Genomic DNA, 18,830 nt, shown 5'->3' on the forward strand with positions numbered 1-18,830 from the left:
CGCCCCATGCCGGAGGACCGCGCTATTGACTAGGTCTATTCAGAAAGTCAGGATGTGAATAACAGCAGCAACAGTCCGCTAGGAGGCAGACCATGTCAGGACCCCGCCCCGTCCGAGCGTCGCGCGGTACGGAACTGAGTGCCCTGGGATGGCAGCAGGAAGCCGCCCTGCGGATGCTGCAGAACAACCTCGACCCCGAGGTCGCCGAGCACCCCGACAAGCTCGTCGTCTACGGCGGCACGGGCAAGGCGGCCCGTGACTGGCGCTCCTTCGACGCGATGGTCCGCACACTGCGCACCCTCAAGCAGGACGAGACGATGCTGGTCCAGTCCGGCCGGCCCGTCGGTGTCATGCAGACCCACGAGTGGGCGCCGCGCGTGCTGATCGCCAACTCCAACCTCGTCGGCGACTGGGCGAACTGGGAGGAGTTCCGCCGTCTGGAGGCCCTCGGCCTGACCATGTACGGCCAGATGACCGCCGGCTCCTGGATCTACATCGGCACCCAGGGCATCCTCCAGGGCACCTACGAGACCTTCTCCGCCGTAGCCGCGAAGAAGTTCGACGGCACCCTCGCCGGGACGATCACCCTCACCGCCGGCCTCGGCGGCATGGGCGGCGCCCAGCCGCTCGCCGTCACCATGAACGACGGTGTCGCGATCTGCATCGACTGCGACCCGCGGGCGATCGAGCGCCGGATCGAGCACCGGTACCTGGACGTGCGGGCCGACAGCCTCGAGCACGCGCTCCAGCTGGCGGTCGAGGCCCGTGACCAGCGCAAGCCGCTGTCCATCGGCGTCCTCGGCAACGCGGCGGACCTGGTGCCGCAGCTGCTCGCCATGGGCGCCCCCATCGACATCGTCACCGACCAGACCTCCGCCCACGACCCGCTGGCGTATCTGCCGACCGGCCTCGCCTTCGAGGACATGGCGGACGCCGCGGCGAAGGACCCCGCCGGGTTCACCGAGCGCGCCCGTGAGTCGATGGCCCGGCACGTCGAGGCCATGGTCGGCTTCATGGACGCCGGCGCCGAGGTCTTCGACTACGGCAACTCGATCCGCGGCGAGGCCCAGCTCGCCGGGTACGAGCGGGCGTTCGCCTTCCCGGGCTTCGTCCCCGCGTACATCCGACCGCTGTTCAGCGAGGGCAAGGGCCCCTTCCGCTGGGCGGCCCTGTCCGGCGAGGCGTCCGACATCGCGAAGACCGACAAGGCGATCCTGGAGCTGTTCCCCGAGAACGAGTCCCTGCACCGCTGGATCAAGATGGCCGGGGAGCGGGTCCACTTCCAGGGCCTGCCCGCCCGTATCTGCTGGCTCGGCTACGGCGAACGCGACAAGGCCGGCGAACGCTTCAACGACATGGTGGCCTCGGGCGAGCTGGCGGCCCCGCTGGCGATCGGCCGCGACCACCTCGACTCGGGTTCCGTCGCCTCCCCCTACCGCGAGACCGAGGCCATGCTCGACGGCTCCGACGCGATCGCCGACTGGCCGCTGCTGAACGCCATGGTGAACGTGGCGTCCGGGGCGTCGTGGGTGTCCATCCACCACGGTGGCGGCGTGGGCATGGGGCGCTCGATCCACGCGGGCCAGGTGTCCGTGGCCGACGGCACGAAGCTCGCCGGCGAGAAGCTGCGGCGGGTACTGACGAACGACCCCGGCATGGGCGTCATCCGGCACGTGGACGCGGGGTACGACATCGCGGCGTCGGTCGCCGACGAGCGGGGTGTGCGGGTGCCCATGCGCGAGGGTGACGACGCGTGACGGTGAGCGAGAACGGGCGCGGCAACGCTTTGGCGGGGACCGAGGTCCCGTCGCCGGACGCGGGTCCGGCCGCGCCCACCCGCCCCCACTCCCAGCTTCCTTCGAACGGGGGGAACCCCATCGCCCTGCGGAACGACCGTCCACAGCCTGTGCAGGGTGATGCGGTCCAGCCGGCCTCGGGCGGTGCTTCCTTCCACACCATGTGGAGCGACCTTCGCCCCATCGGCCGGCACCCCGACTCCCACGGCTACCGCCGCTACGCCTGGACCGGCGCCGACGGCGAGTGCCGGGCCTGGTTCAAGGAGCAGGCCGAGGCCCGCGGGCTGACCTACGAGCTGGACCGCAACGGCAACCAGTGGGCCTGGCTCGGGGACCCCTCCGCCGGGGACGCCGTCGTCACCGGGTCGCATCTGGACTCCGTGCCGGACGGCGGTGCCTTCGACGGACCCCTCGGTGTCGTGTCCTCCTTCGCCGCGCTCGACGAACTCCGCGCCCGCCGGGCGACGTTCACCAGGCCCCTCGCCCTCGTCAACTTCGGCGACGAGGAGGGCGCCCGGTTCGGGCTGGCCTGCGTCGGTTCCCGGCTCACCTCGGGGCAGCTCACCGTGGAGCAGGCGCACCGGCTCACCGACGGGGACGGCGTCACGCTCCCCAGGGCCATGGAAGCCGCCGGGTACGACCCCGACGCCCTCGGGGCTGACCCGGAGCGGCTCTCCCGCATCGGCGCCTTCGTCGAACTGCACGTCGAGCAGGGCCGGGCGCTGGACCTGTCCGGCGACCAGGTCGGGCTGGCCAGCGCCATCTGGCCGCACGGGCGGTGGCGGTTCGACTTCCGGGGCGAGGCCAACCACGCTGGCACCACCCGGCTCGTCGACCGGCGCGACCCGATGCTGTCGTACGCCGAGACCGTGCTCGCCGCCCGCCGCGAGGCCGAACTCGCCGGTGCCGTCGCCACCTTCGGCAAGATCTCCGTCGAGCCCAACGGCGTCAACGCCATCCCGTCCCTCGTCCGCGGCTGGCTCGACTCCCGCGCCGCCGACCAGGAGAGCCTGGACGCCGTGGTCGGCGGGGTCGAGAAGGCCGCCCGTGAGTACGCGGCGGCCCACGGCATCGACCTCGACGTGGTCCGCGAGTCCTTCACCCCCGTCGTCGAGTTCGACCACGCCCTGCGCGACGAACTCGCCCGCATCCTCGGCAGGAGCAGCGGCACCGACCTCAAGGTCCCCGTCCTGGGAACCGGCGCCGGACACGACGCCGGGATCCTCTCCGGGCACATCCCGACCGCCATGCTGTTCGTACGCAACCCCACGGGCGTCTCGCACTCCCCGGCCGAGTTCGCGGCCGAGGACGACTGCGTGGCCGGGGTACTCGCACTCGCCGACGTACTGGAAGGGCTGGCCTGCAGGTGACCCGGAAGACCTACTGGCTCGAACACGCCTGGCTCGACACCCACGTCGAGCCGGGCGTGGCCGTGGCGACCGAGGACGGTCGCATCACCACCGTCCGCACCGACACACCCACCCCGCCCCCCGGCGCCGAGATCCTGCGCGGCCTCACCCTGCCCGGCCTCGCCAACGCCCACTCGCACGCCTTCCACCGCGCCCTGCGCGGCACCGTCCAGGTCGGCTCCGGCACCTTCTGGACCTGGCGCGAGGTCATGTACGCCACGGCCGACCGGCTGACCCCGGAGACCTACCACGCCCTCGCCCGGGCCACCTACGCCGAGATGGCCCTGGCCGGCATCACCGCGGTCGGCGAGTTCCACTACGTCCACCACGCCCCCGGCGGCACCCCCTACGCCGACCCCAACGCCATGGGCGAGGCCCTCATCGCGGCCGCCGCCGACGCCGGTATCCGCATCACCCTCCTCGACACCGCCTACCTTTCCTCCGGCATCCTGAACAAGCACAGCGGACAGCCGCCCAACACCCACCAGCTGCGCTTCTCCGACGGCAGCGCGGACGCCTGGGCCGAACGCTGTTCAGTTCTCAAGGAACGGGATCACGCGCGGATCGGAGCGGCCGTCCACTCCGTACGGGCCGTGCCCGCCGACCAGCTGGCGACCGTGGCGCAGTGGGCCGAGGAGCGGCGGGCCCCGCTCCATGTGCATCTGTCCGAGCAGACCGCCGAGAACGACGCCTGCCGGGCCGCCCACGGATGCACCCCCACCCAGCTGCTCGCCGAGCACGGCGTCCTCGGCCGGCGCACCACCGGCGTCCACAACACCCACCTCACCGACGAGGACATCGCCCTCATCGGCGGCTCCGGCACCGGCACCTGCATGTGCCCCACGACGGAACGCGACCTCGCGGACGGCATCGGACCCGCGGTCGCCCTGCAGCGGGCGGGCTCCCCGCTCTCCCTCGGCTCCGACAGCCACGCCGTCATCGACCTGCTCGAAGAGGCACGGGCGATGGAGCTCGACGAGCGCCTGCGCACCCGCACCCGCGGCCACTGGACCGCCGCCGCGCTGCTACGGGCCGCCTCCGCCGACGGTCACGCGGCCCTCGGCTGGGACGAGGCGGGGACCCTGGAACCCGGCGCGCTCGCCGACTTCACGACCATCGCCCTCGACTCGGTCAGGACGGCAGGGCCGCTGCCGCGGCTCGGGGCCGAGACGGCCGTATTCGCCGCGTCGGCAGCAGACGTGTCGCATACGGTCGTGGGCGGTCGCCATGTCGTACGGGACGGGGTCCACCGCCTCGTACCGGATGTGCCGAAAGCCCTCGCGGACGCGGTCGAAGCCCTGCGCGGATGACTCCGGTCCCCGAACCCGCCCCCACCGCCGACCAGGCCACCAAGGACGCCATGAGCAACGCGACGACCGTCAGCCCCGCCCACTCCGCGAGCACCGCAAGCACGCTCATCACCAACATCGCCGCCCTGGTCACCAACGACCCCTCCCTCGGTGACGGATCCCCCCTCGGACTGATCCAGGGCGCGGCCGTCGTCATCGAGGGCGACCGCGTCGTGTGGACCGGTGATCAAAGCAAAGCACCCGCCACTGACAACCGGGTCGACGCGGCCGGCCGGGCGGTCGTCCCCGGCTTCGTGGACTCCCACTCCCACCTCGTCTTCGCGGGCGACCGGACGCAGGAGTTCAACGCCCGGATGTCGGGGCGGGCGTACAGCGCGGGCGGCATCCGTACGACGGTCGCGGCGACCCGGGCGGCGAGCGACGCCGATCTGGAGGCCAACCTCACGCGCTACCTCGCCGAGGCCCTCCGTCAGGGCACCACGACCTTCGAGACGAAGTCCGGCTACGGCCTGACCGTCGAGGACGAGGCCCGCGCCCTGCGCATCGCCGCCGCGCACACCGAGGAGGTCACCTACCTGGGCGCGCACATCGTCCCGCCCGACCACGCCGAGGACCCGGCCGCCTATGTGGACCTCGTCACCGGCGAGATGCTCGACGCCTGTGCCCCGTACGCCCGTTGGATCGACGTCTTCTGCGAGAAGGGCGCCTTCGACGGCGACCAGGCCCGCGCGATCCTCACGGCCGGCAAGGCGAAGGGGCTGCACCCCCGCATCCACGCCAACCAGCTCTCCTACGGCCCCGGCGTCCAGCTCGCCGTCGAACTCGACGCCGCCAGCGCGGACCACTGCACCCACCTCACGGACGCCGACGTGGAGGCACTGGCGAACAGCAGCACCGTCGCCACGCTCCTGCCCGGCGCCGAGTTCTCCACGCGCGCGCAGTGGCCGGACGCCCGCCGCCTCCTGGACGCAGGCGTGACCGTGGCCCTGTCGACCGACTGCAACCCGGGCTCGTCCTTCACGTCGTCCGTCCCGTTCTGCATCGCCCTCGCGGTACGGGACATGGGCATGACCCCCGACGAGGCGATCTGGTCGGCCACGGCGGGCGGCGCGGCGGCCCTGCGCCGCGACGACATCGGCCGCCTCACCCCGGGCGCCCGGGCCGACCTCACCCTCCTCGACGCCCCGAGCCACGTCCACCTGGCCTACCGGCCGGGCGTACCGCTGGTCGCCGGGGTATGGCGACGGGGCGTGCGCGAGATCTGAGCAAAAACGTCAGATCCTCCCGCACGCCCCGCACTCGCCACCGTCGTGCACCGCGCTCGCACCGGGTGCGGTCACTCCTCGACCGTCAGCCCCTTCCGCAGCCGCACCAGCGTGCGCGACAGCAGCCGTGACACGTGCATCTGCGAGATCCCGAGCTCGTCGCCGATCTCGGACTGGGTCAGTCCCGCCACGAACCGCAGGGAGAGGATCTTCCGGTCCCGGGGCGGGAGTTCGGCGATCAGCGGCTTCAGGGACTCGACGTACTCGATGCCCTCGATGCCGTGGTCCTCGTAGCCGATCCGGTCGGCCAGGGCGCCCTCGGCGTCGTCCTCCTCCGGCTGGGCGTCCAGGGAGGAGGCCGTGTACGCGTTGGACGCGGCCATGCCCTCGACGACCTCGTCCTTGGTCAGGCCGAGGCGCTCGGCCAGTTCGCCCACCGTCGGCGCGCGGTCCAGCTGCTGGGCCAGTTCGTCGCCCGCCTTGGCGAGGTCGAGCCGGAGCTCCTGGAGCCGGCGAGGCACCCGCACCGACCACGACGTGTCGCGGAAGAAGCGCTTGATCTCACCGACGATGGTTGGCATCGCGAAGGTGGGGAACTCCACACCCCGGGAGAGCTCGAAACGGTCGATCGCCTTGATCAGGCCGATCGTGCCGACCTGGATGATGTCCTCCATCGGCTCGCTGCGGGAGCGGAAGCGGGAGGCGGCGAACTTGACCAGGGCGAGGTTGAGCTCGACGAGCGTGTTGCGGACGTACGAGTATTCGTGGGTGCCCTCCTCCAGCGACTCCAGCCGCGCGAAGAGGGTCTTGGAAAGGGCCCGTGCGTCCACCGGCCCCACCTCGTCGAACGGAGGGATCTCCGGAAGCCCGGCAAGTGGGTCGTCCTGCTCGATGGGATCCAGATGTTCCGGGGGGGATGTCGACGTCGCGGTCGGGGTATGCGAGGCGTCGAGCCGGGGTGACATGATGTCCTCCATCGTTCTCGGCATATGGGCTGCCGAAGCCATTTGCGTGCACTGCGGTGTGCGGCGCCTCCAAAGCCGGCCGTGTCGAGTACGTGTCCTTACTAGCCCTACCCGCTTTCCCGACCTCACCGCAAGTGCATTCTGTTCGGATATGTCCGTTTGTGTGCAGATGTTCGGGTGTCAGGACGTGGAGGGAAGGCGTAGTGTTCGTGGGCGTCAGGAGCAGCCACGACGTCGGGAGAGAGAGACGGCATGGACCGCGGGACGGTCGGCAGCGCACAGTCTGGCCGGCTTCTGGTCGAGGTGCGGAAACAAGGCGCCAGCGCCGTTGTGACCCCGGCGGGTGAGTTGGATCACCACACCGCCGATCTGTTGCGTGAGCCACTCGAGGCCTGCCTCGACGACGGCTTCAATCGGCTGGTGGTGGACTGCTCGCGTCTGGAGTTCTGTGACTCCACCGGGCTCAACGTACTTCTCGGCGCACGACTGAAGGCCGAGGCCGCCGGTGGCGGAGTGCATCTCGCCGGGATGCTGCCCGTGGTGGCGCGCGTCTTCGAGATCACCGGCGCCGATGCGGTGTTCACCGTCCATGACACGCTCGAAGCGGCCCTGGCCGACGAGACCGGCTGAGCCGGTCCGTCGGGCCTCGTGGTGCCCCGGGCGTCCCTGTGCGCCCGGTGCAATCCACGCGCGTCCGCCTCGCGAGGAAAGGCGCGTGCTGAAACAGGGGGGTGTTCTGCCGGTTCGGTCGGGCAGGAGACATCCTGAAAAAGGCGTCAGGCGCGGCGACGGATCCATCGTCGATCTACGTACTGAACTCTGACTATTGAATTGTGAACTGGTGAATCGGTGAGGTGAAGCGCTGATGAGCAGCACCCGGCCTTTCTCGCCGGGCGACCGCGGCCCGGAGGCCGACGGCGCTTCCGGGATGTCCGAAGGGGGTGCGGCCGTGCCGCCCGAGTCGTCGGCGGGCCGGCAGGTCCGCAGACTGAACTTCGACGGCGCGAGCGGCGTCGTCCCCATGGCCCGCGACTTCGCCCGTCAGGCGTTGTACGCGTGGGGCTGGCTGCCCGCCGACGGCGCCGACCAGCGGGCCGCCGCCGAGGATGTCCTGCTCGTCGTCTCCGAGCTGGTCACCAACGCCTGTCTGCATGCCGAGGGCCCCGACGAGCTGTGGATCGCGCTCGACAACAAGGTGATCCGTATCGAGGTCTCCGACAAGGGCAACGGCCAGCCGGCCCCCCGCACCCCGCACCGCGCGGGCCGCCCCGGCGGCCACGGCATGTTCATCGTGCAGCGCCTCTGCCTGGACTGGGGTGTGGTCCGCAGCCCCGGAACGGCGGGCAAGAAGGTGTGGGCGGAACTGGGCGCACCGGCGTAATCCGGTTGGCGGGCCGGGTGCGGCCCCCCTACCCTCGACCGCAACGCGCTGACGGAGACAAGTAGTCCCGGGCCACGCGAGCAGAGAGAGCCGCCGACAGCTGTGAAGGCGGCCTCGCGGTCCCGGTGCGAATCCACTCCCGAGTGCGGGGAGGAAATGCCCCGCCGGCCGGCCCCCGTCATCGGGCCCGAACGAGACCGTCGTACCGGCCGCAGCGATACGGCTCCACGACGGTGAAGGCGTGGTGGCACCGCGAGCACCCTCTCGCCCACGCCCCGAGGGACCCACCCCGGGGCGGCGCCTGCCGTTCCGGCAGCACCGGACGGAGCGGGCACCATGCTCGACGTCACCCTCATCCGACAGCACCCCGACCGAGTCCAGGACGCCCTGCGCAAGCGCGCCGTGGACGCCGACATCCCCGCCTTCCTCGCCCTGGACGCCACGTTCCGCGAGGCCCGTACCGCCGTGGAGCGGCTGCGCGGGGAGCGGCGGCGGATCTCGGCCGACATCGCCGTACGACACCGGACGGGCCAAGCCGCCGAGGAGCTCCGGGCCGGCGCCAAGGAGCTGACCGACCGGCTGGCCGCGGCCGAGACGGAGCTCACTCGGCTGGCGCGGGAACACCGGACGTTCCTGGACGCCCTGCCCAACCTCCCGGACGACGACGTCGTCGCGGGCGGCAAGGAGCACAACCAGGTCGTACGGGCCACCGGAACCCCGCCCGCGTTCGACTTCGACGCCAAGGACCATGTCCGGCTCACCGAGGAACTCGGCCTGGTCGACCACAAACGCGGCACCCGGCTCGCCGGCAGCGGCTACTGGGTCTACCGGGGCGAGGGCGCCGCCCTGGAGTGGGCGCTGCTCAACCACTTCCTCGACACCCACCGCCGGGCGGGCTACGAGTTCGTGCTGCCGCCGCACCTGCTCACCTACGAAGCCGGCTATACGGCGGGACAGTTCCCGAAGTTCGCCGACGAGGTCTTCCGCACGGACGACGACCACTTCCTCCTGCCCACCGCCGAGACCGCCCTGGTGAACCTGCACCGCGGCGAGACCCTCGACGAGGCCGAGCTCCCGCTCAAGTACGTCGCCTACACGCCCTGTTACCGCAAGGAGAGCGGCAGCCACCGCACCGCCGACCGCGGCACCCTGCGCGGCCACCAGTTCAACAAGGTCGAGCTGTTCCAGTTCGCCCGCCCCGAGGACTCGGAAGCCGCTCAGCGGGAACTCCTCGCCCGCGCCGAGGAGTTGGTCGCCGGACTGGGACTGCACCACCGGGTCACCCAGCTCGCCGCCGAGGACACCAGCCCCGCCCAGGCCAAGACCTTCGACGTCGAGGTGTGGCTGCCCAGCCTCGGCGCGTACACCGAGGTCAGCTCGGTGTCGAATGCCCGTGAGTACCAGGCCCGGCGCGGCGGCATCCGCTACCGGCCGACGGGCGGCGGCAGGTCGGCGTACGTCCACACCCTCAACGCCTCGGGCCTCGCCACCAGCCGGCTGCTGCCCGCCCTCCTGGAACAGCACCAGCGGGCCGACGGAACGGTCGAGGTGCCGCGGGTGCTGAGGCGCTGGGGAGCCCCCGAACTTCTCCGTCCTCGGGTTACCCGGGGTTAGCTCTCCACGCGAACCTCCTTGCGTGCGCGCCGGATCGTCACAACTCCGGCGCGCACCTTGTCTTCCCTCCTCGCGAGCCCGGGCGTACCTTGACGGCCCATCTGATGTGCCGTCAGGTACTCGCGCAAGGCAGGAACCAGTCAGGGAAACGAGTAAGGGAGCGGAACCGTGTCGTACCGGAAACGAACCGCCGCGCTCGCGTCCACCGCGGCCCTGGCCGGCTCGGTGGTGCTGATGGCCGCCCCCGCCGCCCGGGCCGAGGTCGTCGACGTCAAGTACCAGTGCAAGACGCCGATCGGCGACAAGAGCGCCGTCTCGCCCATCGACATCAAGGGCGTCAAGAGCGGCAGCGGCTACAAGATCACCATGTCCTGGCAGAAGGGCGTCTCGTCCAGCCCGGTCGACCTGGGCAAGGGGTCGATGAAGCCGAGCGCGGTCATCCAGCTGGGCGGTGCGGAGAAGGGCACTCTGAAAGTGACCGGCTCGGCCAACCAGGCGGTGGTGCCCGCCAACACCCCCATCAAGATCAATGACCTGAGCGGGACGTACACGCCGAAGGAGTCCGGCAAGGTCACCTTCACGGCGGGTGTGCTGACGATCATCGCGCTCGGTACGACGACGACGTGTACGCCGACGAACAGTCCTGGGCCGTCTCTGAGCCTCGACGTGACCGCCGCGGGCGGTTCCTCCGGGGGTACGCAGAGTGGGTCCGGTTCCGGTTCGGGCTCGGGTTCCGGTGACTCGCTTCCGCAGACCGGGCCCGAGGATTCGGCGATCGCGCTCGGGACGCTGGGCGGCACGGTGTTGCTCGCGGGGGCGGCGGGGTCGTTGTGGGTCACGCGGAGGCGTCGGCGTTCTGCCGGATGAGGTGCGCCTTCCGGGGTGCCGCGCCAGGGCCGTTTGCGGCCGCGGCGCCGTTGTGGCTTGTCGCGCCCGCGCGGCGGTAGCCGCAAATCGATACAGCCCCGCGCCCCTGAAGGGGCGCGCTATCGCAACGTACGACCTACGGAGCCGCCGATGTCGTTCGCCCTTCGGGTGATGGGGCTGACCCTGCTTGCTCTGCTCTTCGCCGTTCCGGGCGCGGCCGCCGCCGACGGGTGGTCCGTCGCGCCCTCGGGTGAGGCGCGGCCGGCCTTCTATGCCGAGGGTGAGCCCGGGGTGGTGCTCCAGGACACGGTGGCGTTGGTCAATCGGGGGGAGCGGGCTGTTGACGTCTCGTTGTCGGGCGTCGGTGCCCGTGTCGTCTTCGCCGACTCCCGGCTCCGGCTGGCTCCGGGGACGCGTACCGAGGTGCCCTTCACCGTGACCGTTCCCGGCGAGGACGCCGGCGCCGAGATCGTGGTCCGGGACTCCGACGGGCGTATCCGGCGGGTGGCCGTTCACCTCCGGGCCGCCGTACCCACCGTGTCCGCGCTGACCGTCGAGCACTTTGCCGTGCACGGGGACCGCATCACGTACGAGCTGGTCAACCGGGGGACGACGCCCCTCGTGCCCACGGTCGCGGTCCGCGCCGACGGCCTCTTCGGCCGGGTCCTCGACCGGCCCCCGCGCACCCTGTCGGCCGAGCTGGCGCCGGGACGGCGGCTCAGGCTCAGCGAGTCATGGAGCGCGCCCGCGCTGGACTCCGTCGAGGTGCGGCTGACGGTGACGGCGGCGGGCGGGGTGCGGGACACGGCAAGTGTGTCGACGGGGAGCGGACCGTGGGGGGGCGGGGGTCGCCGGGGCGGTGGCCGCCGGGGGTGCGCTGTTCGTCGTACGACGTCGAAGGCGCCGTAAGGGCGACGCGCCTGAACCCTCTTGTGCCGAGGTCGAGTTGACGGGAGCGGTGTCGTGAAGGTGCGGATCCTGGTGCTGGCGGCGCTCCTGGCGCTGGTGTCGGTCGTGTCGTTGCCCGTCCAGGCCGCCGAGCGGCCGACCGTGAAGCTTTCCAAGTCCCAGGCGGGGACCGGCGGTTCGATCACCGTCACCGGCAGCGGCTGGCGTTCGAAAGCCCTGCTGATGATCCTGGTCTGCGGTCAGGCGGTGCCGTCACGGGGTGTCCCCGGCGGCACCAACTCCTGTGCCAACGCCGACGGTCGGGCCGTCACCACGGATGCCGACGGCCGTTTCAGCAAGAAGCTGCCCGTCGCCGAGCCGCCCGTGCCCTGCCCCTGTGTGGTGCACGTGGCGACGGTGACCGGGGCGAAGGCAGAGGCCGACGCCATCTTCCAGGTCGCCGGACACGCCGTGGAGCCGCTGCCCGCCGAGGCTTCCGGCGGGCGGCTCTCGGTGCTCACCGACACCCGGCTCGACGGCTCCAGCGGACTGCTGACCTGGTTCGGGGCACCCCCCGTCCGCACCCTCGTCTTCACCGTCGGCAACGTCGGCACCTCGGAGATCAAGAACCCCCTCTTCCAGGTCGGCACCTCCCACGGCGTGTTCGCGCCGCAGTGGGAGGAACAGCAGTGGCGCGGCACGATCGAGCCCGGCAGGAAAGCGCGCATCGAACTGCCCGTCGAGCTCACGGGCGGAGCGCACGGCGACTACACGGTGTCCCTCAAGTACGGCGGCAAGGTCCTCGCCGAACAGCCCTGGGGCGTGGGCCGGCCCTGGGGCGTGACCCTGTTCTGGATCCTGGTCTGTCTGGTCGTGCCCGCCGCGCTGTTCCGTATCGGGATGGCCGTGATCGACCGGGCGCGGCCGCACCGGTCCGGCCGCGCACGGACCCCGGTCCGGCTGCGGCTGCCCGAACTCACCCTGCGGCTTCCGGGGTTGCACAGCCCGGACCGGGAGCCGCCGCCCTCTTCGACCCTGCCGTGGTTCACCCCGGACTCCGATCCGGGCGCGGCCGGCCGGCTCTCCGCACCGCACGACGACCACTCCACGACCCCCACCAGAAAGGGATCCACGTGAGACAGCGAAGGAGAGTCCTGCCGGGCGCGAGAGTCGCGCTCGCACTCGGCTGTGCGGGAGCGCTGATCGGTGTGGCCGCGGGGCCCGCGCAGGCCGCCGAGGTGTCGTTCGCCACCAAGTGCGTACCGCCCGCGGCCTCCGGGCTCGACCCGGTCGACGGCACCACCAAGGTCGAGATCACCGCGCCGGCCACCGCCAAGGTCGGCGACGAGGTCGAGGTGGTGTGGAAGTTCGTCCAGGCCGCCTCCAAGAACCCGGACCTCATCGACCTGCCGGCGAACTCCGTCAAGCCGTCCGGCACCCTGAAGGCGGCCGGCGCCCAGACCGCCGACGTCCCGTTGGAGGGTCCGCAGGAGAACCCGGCGATCCCCAAGGGGGGCGCCATGGTCCTCTCCGACATGAAGGGCAAACTGAAGCTGACGACGGCCGGCGAGGTCACGCTGACGCCGGACGCGTACAAGATCACCGCCTTCGGCACGGACACGAACTGCACGCCGACGGAGACCGTGCAATCCGCGGCGACCATCAAGGTCGAGGAGGGGGGCGGGAGTTCGTCACCGACTCCGAGTCCGACCGAGAGCGAGAGCACCTCCCCGACGCCCACGGAGAGTCCTTCCGCCAGCCCGTCCGAGACCGGCGGCGGCCAGACCGACTTCACCGGCGAGGTCGTCGACATCCCCTACACCTGCGAGTCGCCCATCGGCACGCAGAAGGCGACCTCCACGATCCAGATCAACGCCAAGAAGGACGGCGGGAGCTTCGAGCTCACCGTGCAGTTCAAGAAGTCGCCGATGAACAGCCCGGCCAACATCCCGAAGGACTCCATCAAGCCGTCGATGGACGTGGTCCTGGGCGGCGACGACGAGGGCTCGGTGCATGTGGAGGGGCCGACCAACACCGAGGACATCAAGGCGGGCGACCCGATCGAGATCCCCGACATGACCGGCACGTACAAGCCGGGGGCGACGGGGGAGTCGACGTTGTCGCCGGGGGTGCTGACGATCGAGGCGCTCGGTACGACGACGAAGTGCACGCCGGACAAGACGTCCGTGTCGCTGACCCTGGACACGACCGAGCAGGAGGGTGGGGCGTCCGGTGGATCGTCGTCCACGGGAGGCGGCGGTTCGTCGTCCTCCGGGGGGCTCGCCGCGACGGGGGCCGAGGACCATGGCGCGTTGAAGGCCCTGGGGTTGGTGGCTGGTACGGCCGTTTTGCTGGGTGCGGGTGTGTTCACCTTCCTTCCGGGGCGGCGGCGTCTGCGGTGATGGGTCCGACGGCCGGTGGGGGCTGGTCGCGCAGTTCCCCGCGCCCCTGGGTGGGCTGTTGCTTACGCATGCTTCGACAGCCAACGTAGGACCAGCTTCTCTGTCTGCCTCATGAGGGCGCCTCCGTGTGAGGCGCCCTCCAGCGTGCGTACGGTGATGTCCTTGTGGCCCAACCGCCTTTCCGCCGCTGCCAGTTCCGTCGAATGGGCCGGTGGTACGAAGTCCCGCTCCGAGTGGATGAGCAGCATCGGGGCGTCGTCCGCGCCGGAGGCGTGGGCGCGGGCCGCGAGGTCGCCCCAGCGGTCCCAACAGCGGGGGCCGGTCCGGTCGGGGTCGCAGCCGACCAGGCGCTGTGCCTCCTGGCGTAGGCGGCGCTGCTGGGCCGTGGCTCCGGGGCGGCCGCCGTCCACCCAGGCGCGGTAGGGGGAGGCGACCGGGGAGAGGGCCACCACGCCCCGGACCAGCGATCCGCCCGCGCCGTACGTCGCCGCGTCCAGGGCGAGCTGGCCGCCCGCGGAGGAGCCGAGCAGCAGGGGCCGGCCGGGGGAGTCGGCGGCGATCCAGCGCAGAGCCGCCCGGACGTCCTCGCGTTGCGCGGGCCAGCGGGCGTCGGTGTTCAGGCGGTAGTCGGTCTCGTAGACGCGGAAGCCCTGGGCCGCAAGCCACCGTGCCGTGCGGCTCCAGTCGGCGTCCTCGGCCCAGTACCCGCCGTGCAGGATCACCAGCGGCGGGGCGCCCCGGTCGCCGTAGACCGTGATGGTCTGCCGTTCGTGGCCGCCGTACGGGATCGTCTCCGGGACCGCCTCCACGACCGTGCCGGACGACGACATGAGGAAGCCGAGGGCCGCGGCCACGGACAGGAACGTACGACGCATGCTCCCGATGGTGTGGTGCGGTCCTCGAGCGCGGCCGGAAAACCCCGAAGGGCCACCGCACCGGGTGGTGAGGCGGCCCTTCGTTCGAAGAAACGTCAGTGCACGGAGCCCATGAGCTCCTTGACGCGGTTGCGGTACATCCACACCGCGACACCGGCGACCACGGCGAGCGTGGCCTCCAGGGCGACGATGCCCGTCTTGTTGAGGTCGACGCCGGCGATGGAGAGCAGACCGGTCGTGGCGTCACCAGCGGTGACGGCCAGGAACCAGACGCCCATCATCTGGGAGGCGTACTTGGCCGGGGCCATCTTCGTCGTCACCGACAGGCCGACGGGCGACAGCAGCAGCTCGCCCACCGTCTGCACGAAGTAGATCGCCACCAGCCACATCGCGGCCGCCTTGTGACCGCCCTCGGCGATCGACAGCGGAGCGAGGAACAGGAAGAACGACGCGCCGACCAGGACCAGGCCCGAGGCGAACTTCACGATCGTGCTCGGCTCCTTGCCGCGCCGGTTCAGCGCGAGCCAGAACCAGGCGAAGACCGGGGCCAGCGCCATGATCAGGACCGGGTTGACCGACTGGTACCAGGAGACCGGGAACTCCCAGCCGAAGATGGTGTTGTCGGCCGAGGAGTCGGCGAAGATCGACAGGGTCGAGCCGCCCTGGTCGTAGATCATCCAGAACACGGCCGCGGCGACGAAGAACCAGATGTACGCCGACATCGACTTCTGCTCGGTGCGGTCCAGGTCCTTGTCGCGCTTGATGCGGGCCAGCACCATCACCGGGATGATCAGGCCGAGCAGCGTCAGCGGGACCAGGATCCAGTTCAGCGTGTAGTGGCCGGAGAAGCCGACGATCGCGTAGAAGACCACGGCGACGGCGGCCCAGATCGCGGCCTTGCGCAGGGTGGAGGCCTTCTCCTCGGCGGACAGCGGCGTCGGGACGACGCTGGAGCGGTCGGCGAGGTGACGGGAGCCGATCAGGAACTGGCCGAGGCCCAGCGCCATACCGAGCGCGGCGAGCGCGAAGCCCAGGTGCCAGTTGACGTTCTCACCGATGGTGCCGATGACCAGCGGCGCGGCGAACGCGCCGAGGTTGATGCCCATGTAGAAGACGGTGAAGCCGCCGTCGCGGCGCGGGTCGTCCGGACCGTCGTAGAGGTGGCCGACCATCGTCGAGATGTTGGCCTTCAGCAGACCGGAGCCGATCGCCACGAGGCCGAGACCGGCGTAGAAGGTTCCGGAGTTCGGCAGGGCCAGGGTGAGGTGGCCGAGCATGATCACGCCACCGGCGACGGCGACGGTCTTGCGAGGACCCCAGACGCGGTCGCCGAACCAGCCGCCGGGCAGCGCGAGCAGGTACACCAGCGACACGTACACGGAGTAGATCGCGGTCGCCGTCGCGGCGCTGAGGTGGAGGCCGCCCGGGGCGACGAGGTACAGCGGGAGGAGAGCCCTCATGCCGTAGTAGGAGAAACGCTCCCACATCTCGGTCATGAAGAGAGTGGCCAGTCCGCGGGGGTGGCCGAAGAAGGTCTGCTCGGTGCCGGGGGTGCCCGGGCGGGCCGAGTCCTTCGTCAGGCTGGACGCCATGGTCGTTCCTTGCTGGTCGGGACGCGCGTGCTGATGCGTGAACGGCGCTGCGCGCCCGGTGGTCGCCGTCCCCTCCTGGGGGCCCGGCCACGGGTCATTCCTTCGGGCCGGCGGATGCCGGCCCGCACACAAAAGAGACCTTCAGCGTCAAATGATTGCCAAAGGTCCCCGTGGTGCTAAAGGCGTCTTTCACCATACGGCAGGACAGCGCCGGAAATGAAAGGACTTGAGAGATGGATCACAGGTGTCAAGGGAACCGTACGCACCTTTTCCAAGGCTCTTACTGGGTTCTCACCGTCAAGACATAGGTTCGCACCAGAACGCCCCATGGTAAGAATCACGGGCTTGCGATCACACCCCAGCTTCTGTCAAGCGCGGTCTACCATCAGCTCATGACCCGTGTACTGCTCGCCGAGGACGATGCGTCCATCTCGGAGCCGCTGGCCCGCGCACTGCGACGGGAAGGGTACGAGGTCGAGGTGCGCGAGGACGGCCCCACCGCGCTCGACGCCGGCATCCAGGGCGGCATCGATCTGGTCGTGCTGGACCTCGGACTCCCCGGCATGGACGGCCTCGAGGTGGCACGCCGACTGCGCGCCGAAGGCCTCACCGTGCCCATCCTCATCCTGACCGCGCGTGCGGACGAGGTGGACACCGTCGTGGGGCTCGACGCCGGCGCCGACGACTACGTCACCAAGCCGTTCCGCCTCGCCGAACTGCTCGCCCGTGTCCGGGCCCTGCTCCGGCGCGGTGCCGCGGAGCCGGCGCAGCCGCCGGCGACGCACGGGGTGCGCATCGACGTGGAGTCCCACCGTGCCTGGATGGGCGAGGAGGAGCTTCAGCTCACGGCCAAGGAGTTCGACCTGCTGCGGGTCCTCGTACGGGATGCCGGGCGGGTCGTCACGCGTGACCAGCTCATGCGGGAGGTCTGGGACACGACGTGGTGGTCGTCGACCAAGACGCTCGACATGCACATCTCGTGGCTGCGGAAGAAGTTGGGCGACGATGCGGCCAATCCCCGCTACATCGCCACCGTGCGTGGCGTGGGCTTCCGGTTCGAGAAGAGCTGAGCTTCGTCGGCAGCCGCGGGCCCCTGGGGGGCTGGTCGCGCAGGTCCCCGCGCCCCTAGGGAGTTGACCGTGCCGTCGGCACACAGCTCAACGTAAGTCACCTGCCCGGAGGGCTCCGTGCGTCGCCGTCTCATTCAGTCCACCCTCGCCGTGGTGCTGGTCGTCATCGCCGTCTTCGGTGTGAGTCTCGTCATCGTCGAGACCCGCACCATCAGCAACAGCGCGCAGGAGCGGGTCGACTCCGAGGCCGTGCGGCTGGCCAGCATCGTGGACAGCCGGCTGCTCGGCGAGCAGACCGTCGACGCGCAGGTGCTGAAGGAGCAGGTCGCCGGGGACCGGTACGCCGTGATCCGGATCCCGGGAGAGCCCGTCATCGAGGTCGGCACCAAGGCGACCGGGGACGTCATCAGCGCCACGGAGACGGGTGAGGAGGGCGAGACGGTCACCGTCCAGGAGCCGCGCTCGTCGGTGACCCGGGAGGTCGGCCGGACCCTGCTGATCATCGGGGCGGTGGCGCTGCTCGCGGTGATCGCGGCCGTGCTGCTCGCCGTACGGCAGGCCAACAAGCTGGCGTCGCCCCTGACCGACCTCGCCGAGACCGCGGAACGGCTCGGTTCCGGCGACCCGCGCCCCCGGCACAAGCGCTACGGCGTCCACGAGCTCGACCGGGTCGCCGACGTCCTGGACTCCTCCGCCGAGCGCATCGCCCGCATGCTCACCGCCGAGCGGCGGCTGGCGGCGGACGCCTCCCACCAGCTGCGCACGCCGCTCACCGCCCTGTCCATGCGGCTTGAGGAGATCACCCTCACCGAGGACCTGGACACGGTGAAGGAAGAGGCCACCATCGCGCTCACGCAGGTGGAACGCCTGACGGACGTGGTGGAGCGGCTGCTCACCAACTCCCGCGACCCCCGTACCGGCTCCGCCGTCTCCTTCGAGCTCGACGAGGTCATCCAGCAGCAGCTGGCCGAATGGCGCCCCGCCTACCGCAGCGCGGGCCGCGCCATCGTGAGCTCCGGCAAGCGGCATCTGCGCGCGGTCGGTACACCGGGCGCGGTGGCGCAGGTGCTGGCGGCACTGATCGAGAACTCGCTCATGCACGGCGGTGGCACGGTGGCGCTGCGTACCCGGGTGACCGGCAACCAGGCGGTCATCGAGGTCACGGACGAGGGGCCGGGGGTGCCCGCGGACCTGGGCGCGCGGATCTTCGAGCGGGCGATCAGCGGGCGGAACTCGACGGGTATCGGCCTCGCCGTGGCCCGGGACCTCGCGGAGGCCGACGGAGGGCGTCTGGAGATGCTCCAGGCGCAGCCGGCGGTGTTCGGACTGTTCCTGTCGCGTACGCCGGTGCAGAAGCCGGTAGCGGAAGCGGAACCGACCGTACGGTGACCGGGCG

At 71.0% G+C, this 18,830-nt stretch carries 16 protein-coding genes; 13 read left to right on the top strand and 3 right to left on the bottom strand.

Annotated features, from left to right (window positions below):
- Positions 1–92: 92 nt before the first annotated feature.
- From hutU to hutI, 4 genes are all read left to right on the top strand, one after another.
- Positions 93–1,757 carry a urocanate hydratase gene (hutU, locus tag ACIOHP_RS12480; RefSeq protein ID WP_323185156.1) on the top strand — a complete coding sequence of 555 codons (1,665 nt, stop codon included), beginning with the start codon at positions 93–95 and terminating at the stop codon, positions 1,755–1,757.
- A gap of 200 nt (positions 1,758–1,957) precedes the next feature.
- Positions 1,958–3,166: an allantoate amidohydrolase gene (locus ACIOHP_RS12485; RefSeq protein ID WP_361538031.1), complete on the top strand. Its 1,209-nt coding sequence runs from the start codon at positions 1,958–1,960 to the stop codon at positions 3,164–3,166.
- Positions 3,163–4,515, top strand: coding sequence for a formimidoylglutamate deiminase (locus ACIOHP_RS12490; RefSeq protein ID WP_401886269.1), 1,353 nt, complete (start codon positions 3,163–3,165; stop codon positions 4,513–4,515). Before ACIOHP_RS12485 ends, ACIOHP_RS12490 begins: the two co-directional genes overlap by 4 nt.
- Positions 4,512–5,780 (top strand): imidazolonepropionase, encoded by a 1,269-nt coding sequence (gene hutI, locus ACIOHP_RS12495; RefSeq protein ID WP_401886272.1) that lies wholly within the window; start codon positions 4,512–4,514, stop codon positions 5,778–5,780. Before ACIOHP_RS12490 ends, hutI begins: the two co-directional genes overlap by 4 nt.
- Before the next feature lie 71 nt (positions 5,781–5,851).
- Here the strand turns inward: hutI and ACIOHP_RS12500 are convergent, their stop codons facing one another.
- Positions 5,852–6,757 (bottom strand): RNA polymerase sigma factor SigF, encoded by a 906-nt coding sequence (locus ACIOHP_RS12500; protein WP_401886275.1) that lies wholly within the window; start codon positions 6,755–6,757, stop codon positions 5,852–5,854.
- A 240-nt stretch (positions 6,758–6,997) separates the two neighbouring features.
- Between ACIOHP_RS12500 and ACIOHP_RS12505 the strand changes: the two genes are divergently transcribed.
- From ACIOHP_RS12505 to ACIOHP_RS12535, 7 genes are all read left to right on the top strand, one after another.
- Positions 6,998–7,375, top strand: a complete 378-nt coding sequence (locus ACIOHP_RS12505; protein WP_361538025.1) for an STAS domain-containing protein — start codon at positions 6,998–7,000, stop codon at positions 7,373–7,375.
- 235 nt (positions 7,376–7,610) lie between these two features.
- Entirely contained in the window at positions 7,611–8,126 is a 516-nt protein-coding gene (locus ACIOHP_RS12510; RefSeq protein WP_361538023.1) for an ATP-binding protein, read from the top strand.
- A 336-nt stretch (positions 8,127–8,462) separates the two neighbouring features.
- Positions 8,463–9,740, top strand: a complete 1,278-nt coding sequence (serS, locus tag ACIOHP_RS12515) for a serine--tRNA ligase (protein WP_401886279.1) — start codon at positions 8,463–8,465, stop codon at positions 9,738–9,740.
- Between the two features lie 168 nt (positions 9,741–9,908).
- Positions 9,909–10,607: an LPXTG cell wall anchor domain-containing protein gene (locus ACIOHP_RS12520; RefSeq protein WP_401886282.1), complete on the top strand. Its 699-nt coding sequence runs from the start codon at positions 9,909–9,911 to the stop codon at positions 10,605–10,607.
- 150 nt (positions 10,608–10,757) lie between these two features.
- Positions 10,758–11,516 (top strand): hypothetical protein, encoded by a 759-nt coding sequence (locus tag ACIOHP_RS12525; protein WP_401886284.1) that lies wholly within the window; start codon positions 10,758–10,760, stop codon positions 11,514–11,516.
- 54 nt (positions 11,517–11,570) lie between these two features.
- Complete coding sequence (locus tag ACIOHP_RS12530) at positions 11,571–12,632, top strand: hypothetical protein (RefSeq protein ID WP_401886287.1); 1,062 nt, start codon at positions 11,571–11,573, stop codon at positions 12,630–12,632.
- Complete coding sequence (locus tag ACIOHP_RS12535) at positions 12,629–13,897, top strand: hypothetical protein (protein ID WP_401886290.1); 1,269 nt, start codon at positions 12,629–12,631, stop codon at positions 13,895–13,897. Before ACIOHP_RS12530 ends, ACIOHP_RS12535 begins: the two co-directional genes overlap by 4 nt.
- 62 nt (positions 13,898–13,959) lie before the next feature.
- On the opposite strand, the gene ACIOHP_RS12540 is transcribed toward ACIOHP_RS12535, so the two are convergent.
- Positions 13,960–14,772, bottom strand: coding sequence for an alpha/beta hydrolase (locus ACIOHP_RS12540; protein WP_401886292.1), 813 nt, complete (start codon positions 14,770–14,772; stop codon positions 13,960–13,962).
- Between the two features lie 95 nt (positions 14,773–14,867).
- The gene (locus ACIOHP_RS12545; RefSeq protein ID WP_361485446.1) at positions 14,868–16,364 is read right to left on the bottom strand and encodes an oligopeptide:H+ symporter; all 1,497 of its coding nucleotides are present in this window, start codon (positions 16,362–16,364) and stop codon (positions 14,868–14,870) included.
- Positions 16,365–16,756: 392 nt separating this feature from the next.
- Between ACIOHP_RS12545 and ACIOHP_RS12550 the strand changes: the two genes are divergently transcribed.
- Positions 16,757–17,434, top strand: coding sequence for a response regulator transcription factor (locus ACIOHP_RS12550; RefSeq protein ID WP_266826134.1), 678 nt, complete (start codon positions 16,757–16,759; stop codon positions 17,432–17,434).
- A gap of 117 nt (positions 17,435–17,551) precedes the next feature.
- Positions 17,552–18,823 (top strand): ATP-binding protein, encoded by a 1,272-nt coding sequence (locus ACIOHP_RS12555; protein WP_361538013.1) that lies wholly within the window; start codon positions 17,552–17,554, stop codon positions 18,821–18,823.
- Positions 18,824–18,830: the final 7 nt, after the last annotated feature.

Source organism: Streptomyces sp. NPDC087859 (assembly GCF_044742595.1).
GTDB classification, from domain to species: domain Bacteria; phylum Actinomycetota; class Actinomycetes; order Streptomycetales; family Streptomycetaceae; genus Streptomyces; species Streptomyces canus_F.

Bases quoted from the DNA above. Each gene is read 5' to 3' on its own strand.
- hutU (WP_323185156.1), top strand. From the start codon at position 93: ATGTCAGGACCCCGCCCCGTCCGAGCGTCGCGCGGTACGGAACTGAGT.
- ACIOHP_RS12485 (WP_361538031.1), top strand. From the start codon at position 1,958: ATGTGGAGCGACCTTCGCCCCATCGGCCGGCACCCCGACTCCCACGGC.
- hutI (WP_401886272.1), top strand. From the start codon at position 4,512: ATGACTCCGGTCCCCGAACCCGCCCCCACCGCCGACCAGGCCACCAAG.
- ACIOHP_RS12500 (WP_401886275.1), bottom strand. From the start codon at position 6,757: ATGGAGGACATCATGTCACCCCGGCTCGACGCCTCGCATACCCCGACC.
- ACIOHP_RS12505 (WP_361538025.1), top strand. From the start codon at position 6,998: ATGGACCGCGGGACGGTCGGCAGCGCACAGTCTGGCCGGCTTCTGGTC.
- ACIOHP_RS12510 (WP_361538023.1), top strand. From the start codon at position 7,611: ATGAGCAGCACCCGGCCTTTCTCGCCGGGCGACCGCGGCCCGGAGGCC.
- serS (WP_401886279.1), top strand. From the start codon at position 8,463: ATGCTCGACGTCACCCTCATCCGACAGCACCCCGACCGAGTCCAGGAC.
- ACIOHP_RS12525 (WP_401886284.1), top strand. From the start codon at position 10,758: ATGTCGTTCGCCCTTCGGGTGATGGGGCTGACCCTGCTTGCTCTGCTC.
- ACIOHP_RS12540 (WP_401886292.1), bottom strand. From the start codon at position 14,772: ATGCGTCGTACGTTCCTGTCCGTGGCCGCGGCCCTCGGCTTCCTCATG.
- ACIOHP_RS12545 (WP_361485446.1), bottom strand. From the start codon at position 16,364: ATGGCGTCCAGCCTGACGAAGGACTCGGCCCGCCCGGGCACCCCCGGC.
- ACIOHP_RS12550 (WP_266826134.1), top strand. From the start codon at position 16,757: ATGACCCGTGTACTGCTCGCCGAGGACGATGCGTCCATCTCGGAGCCG.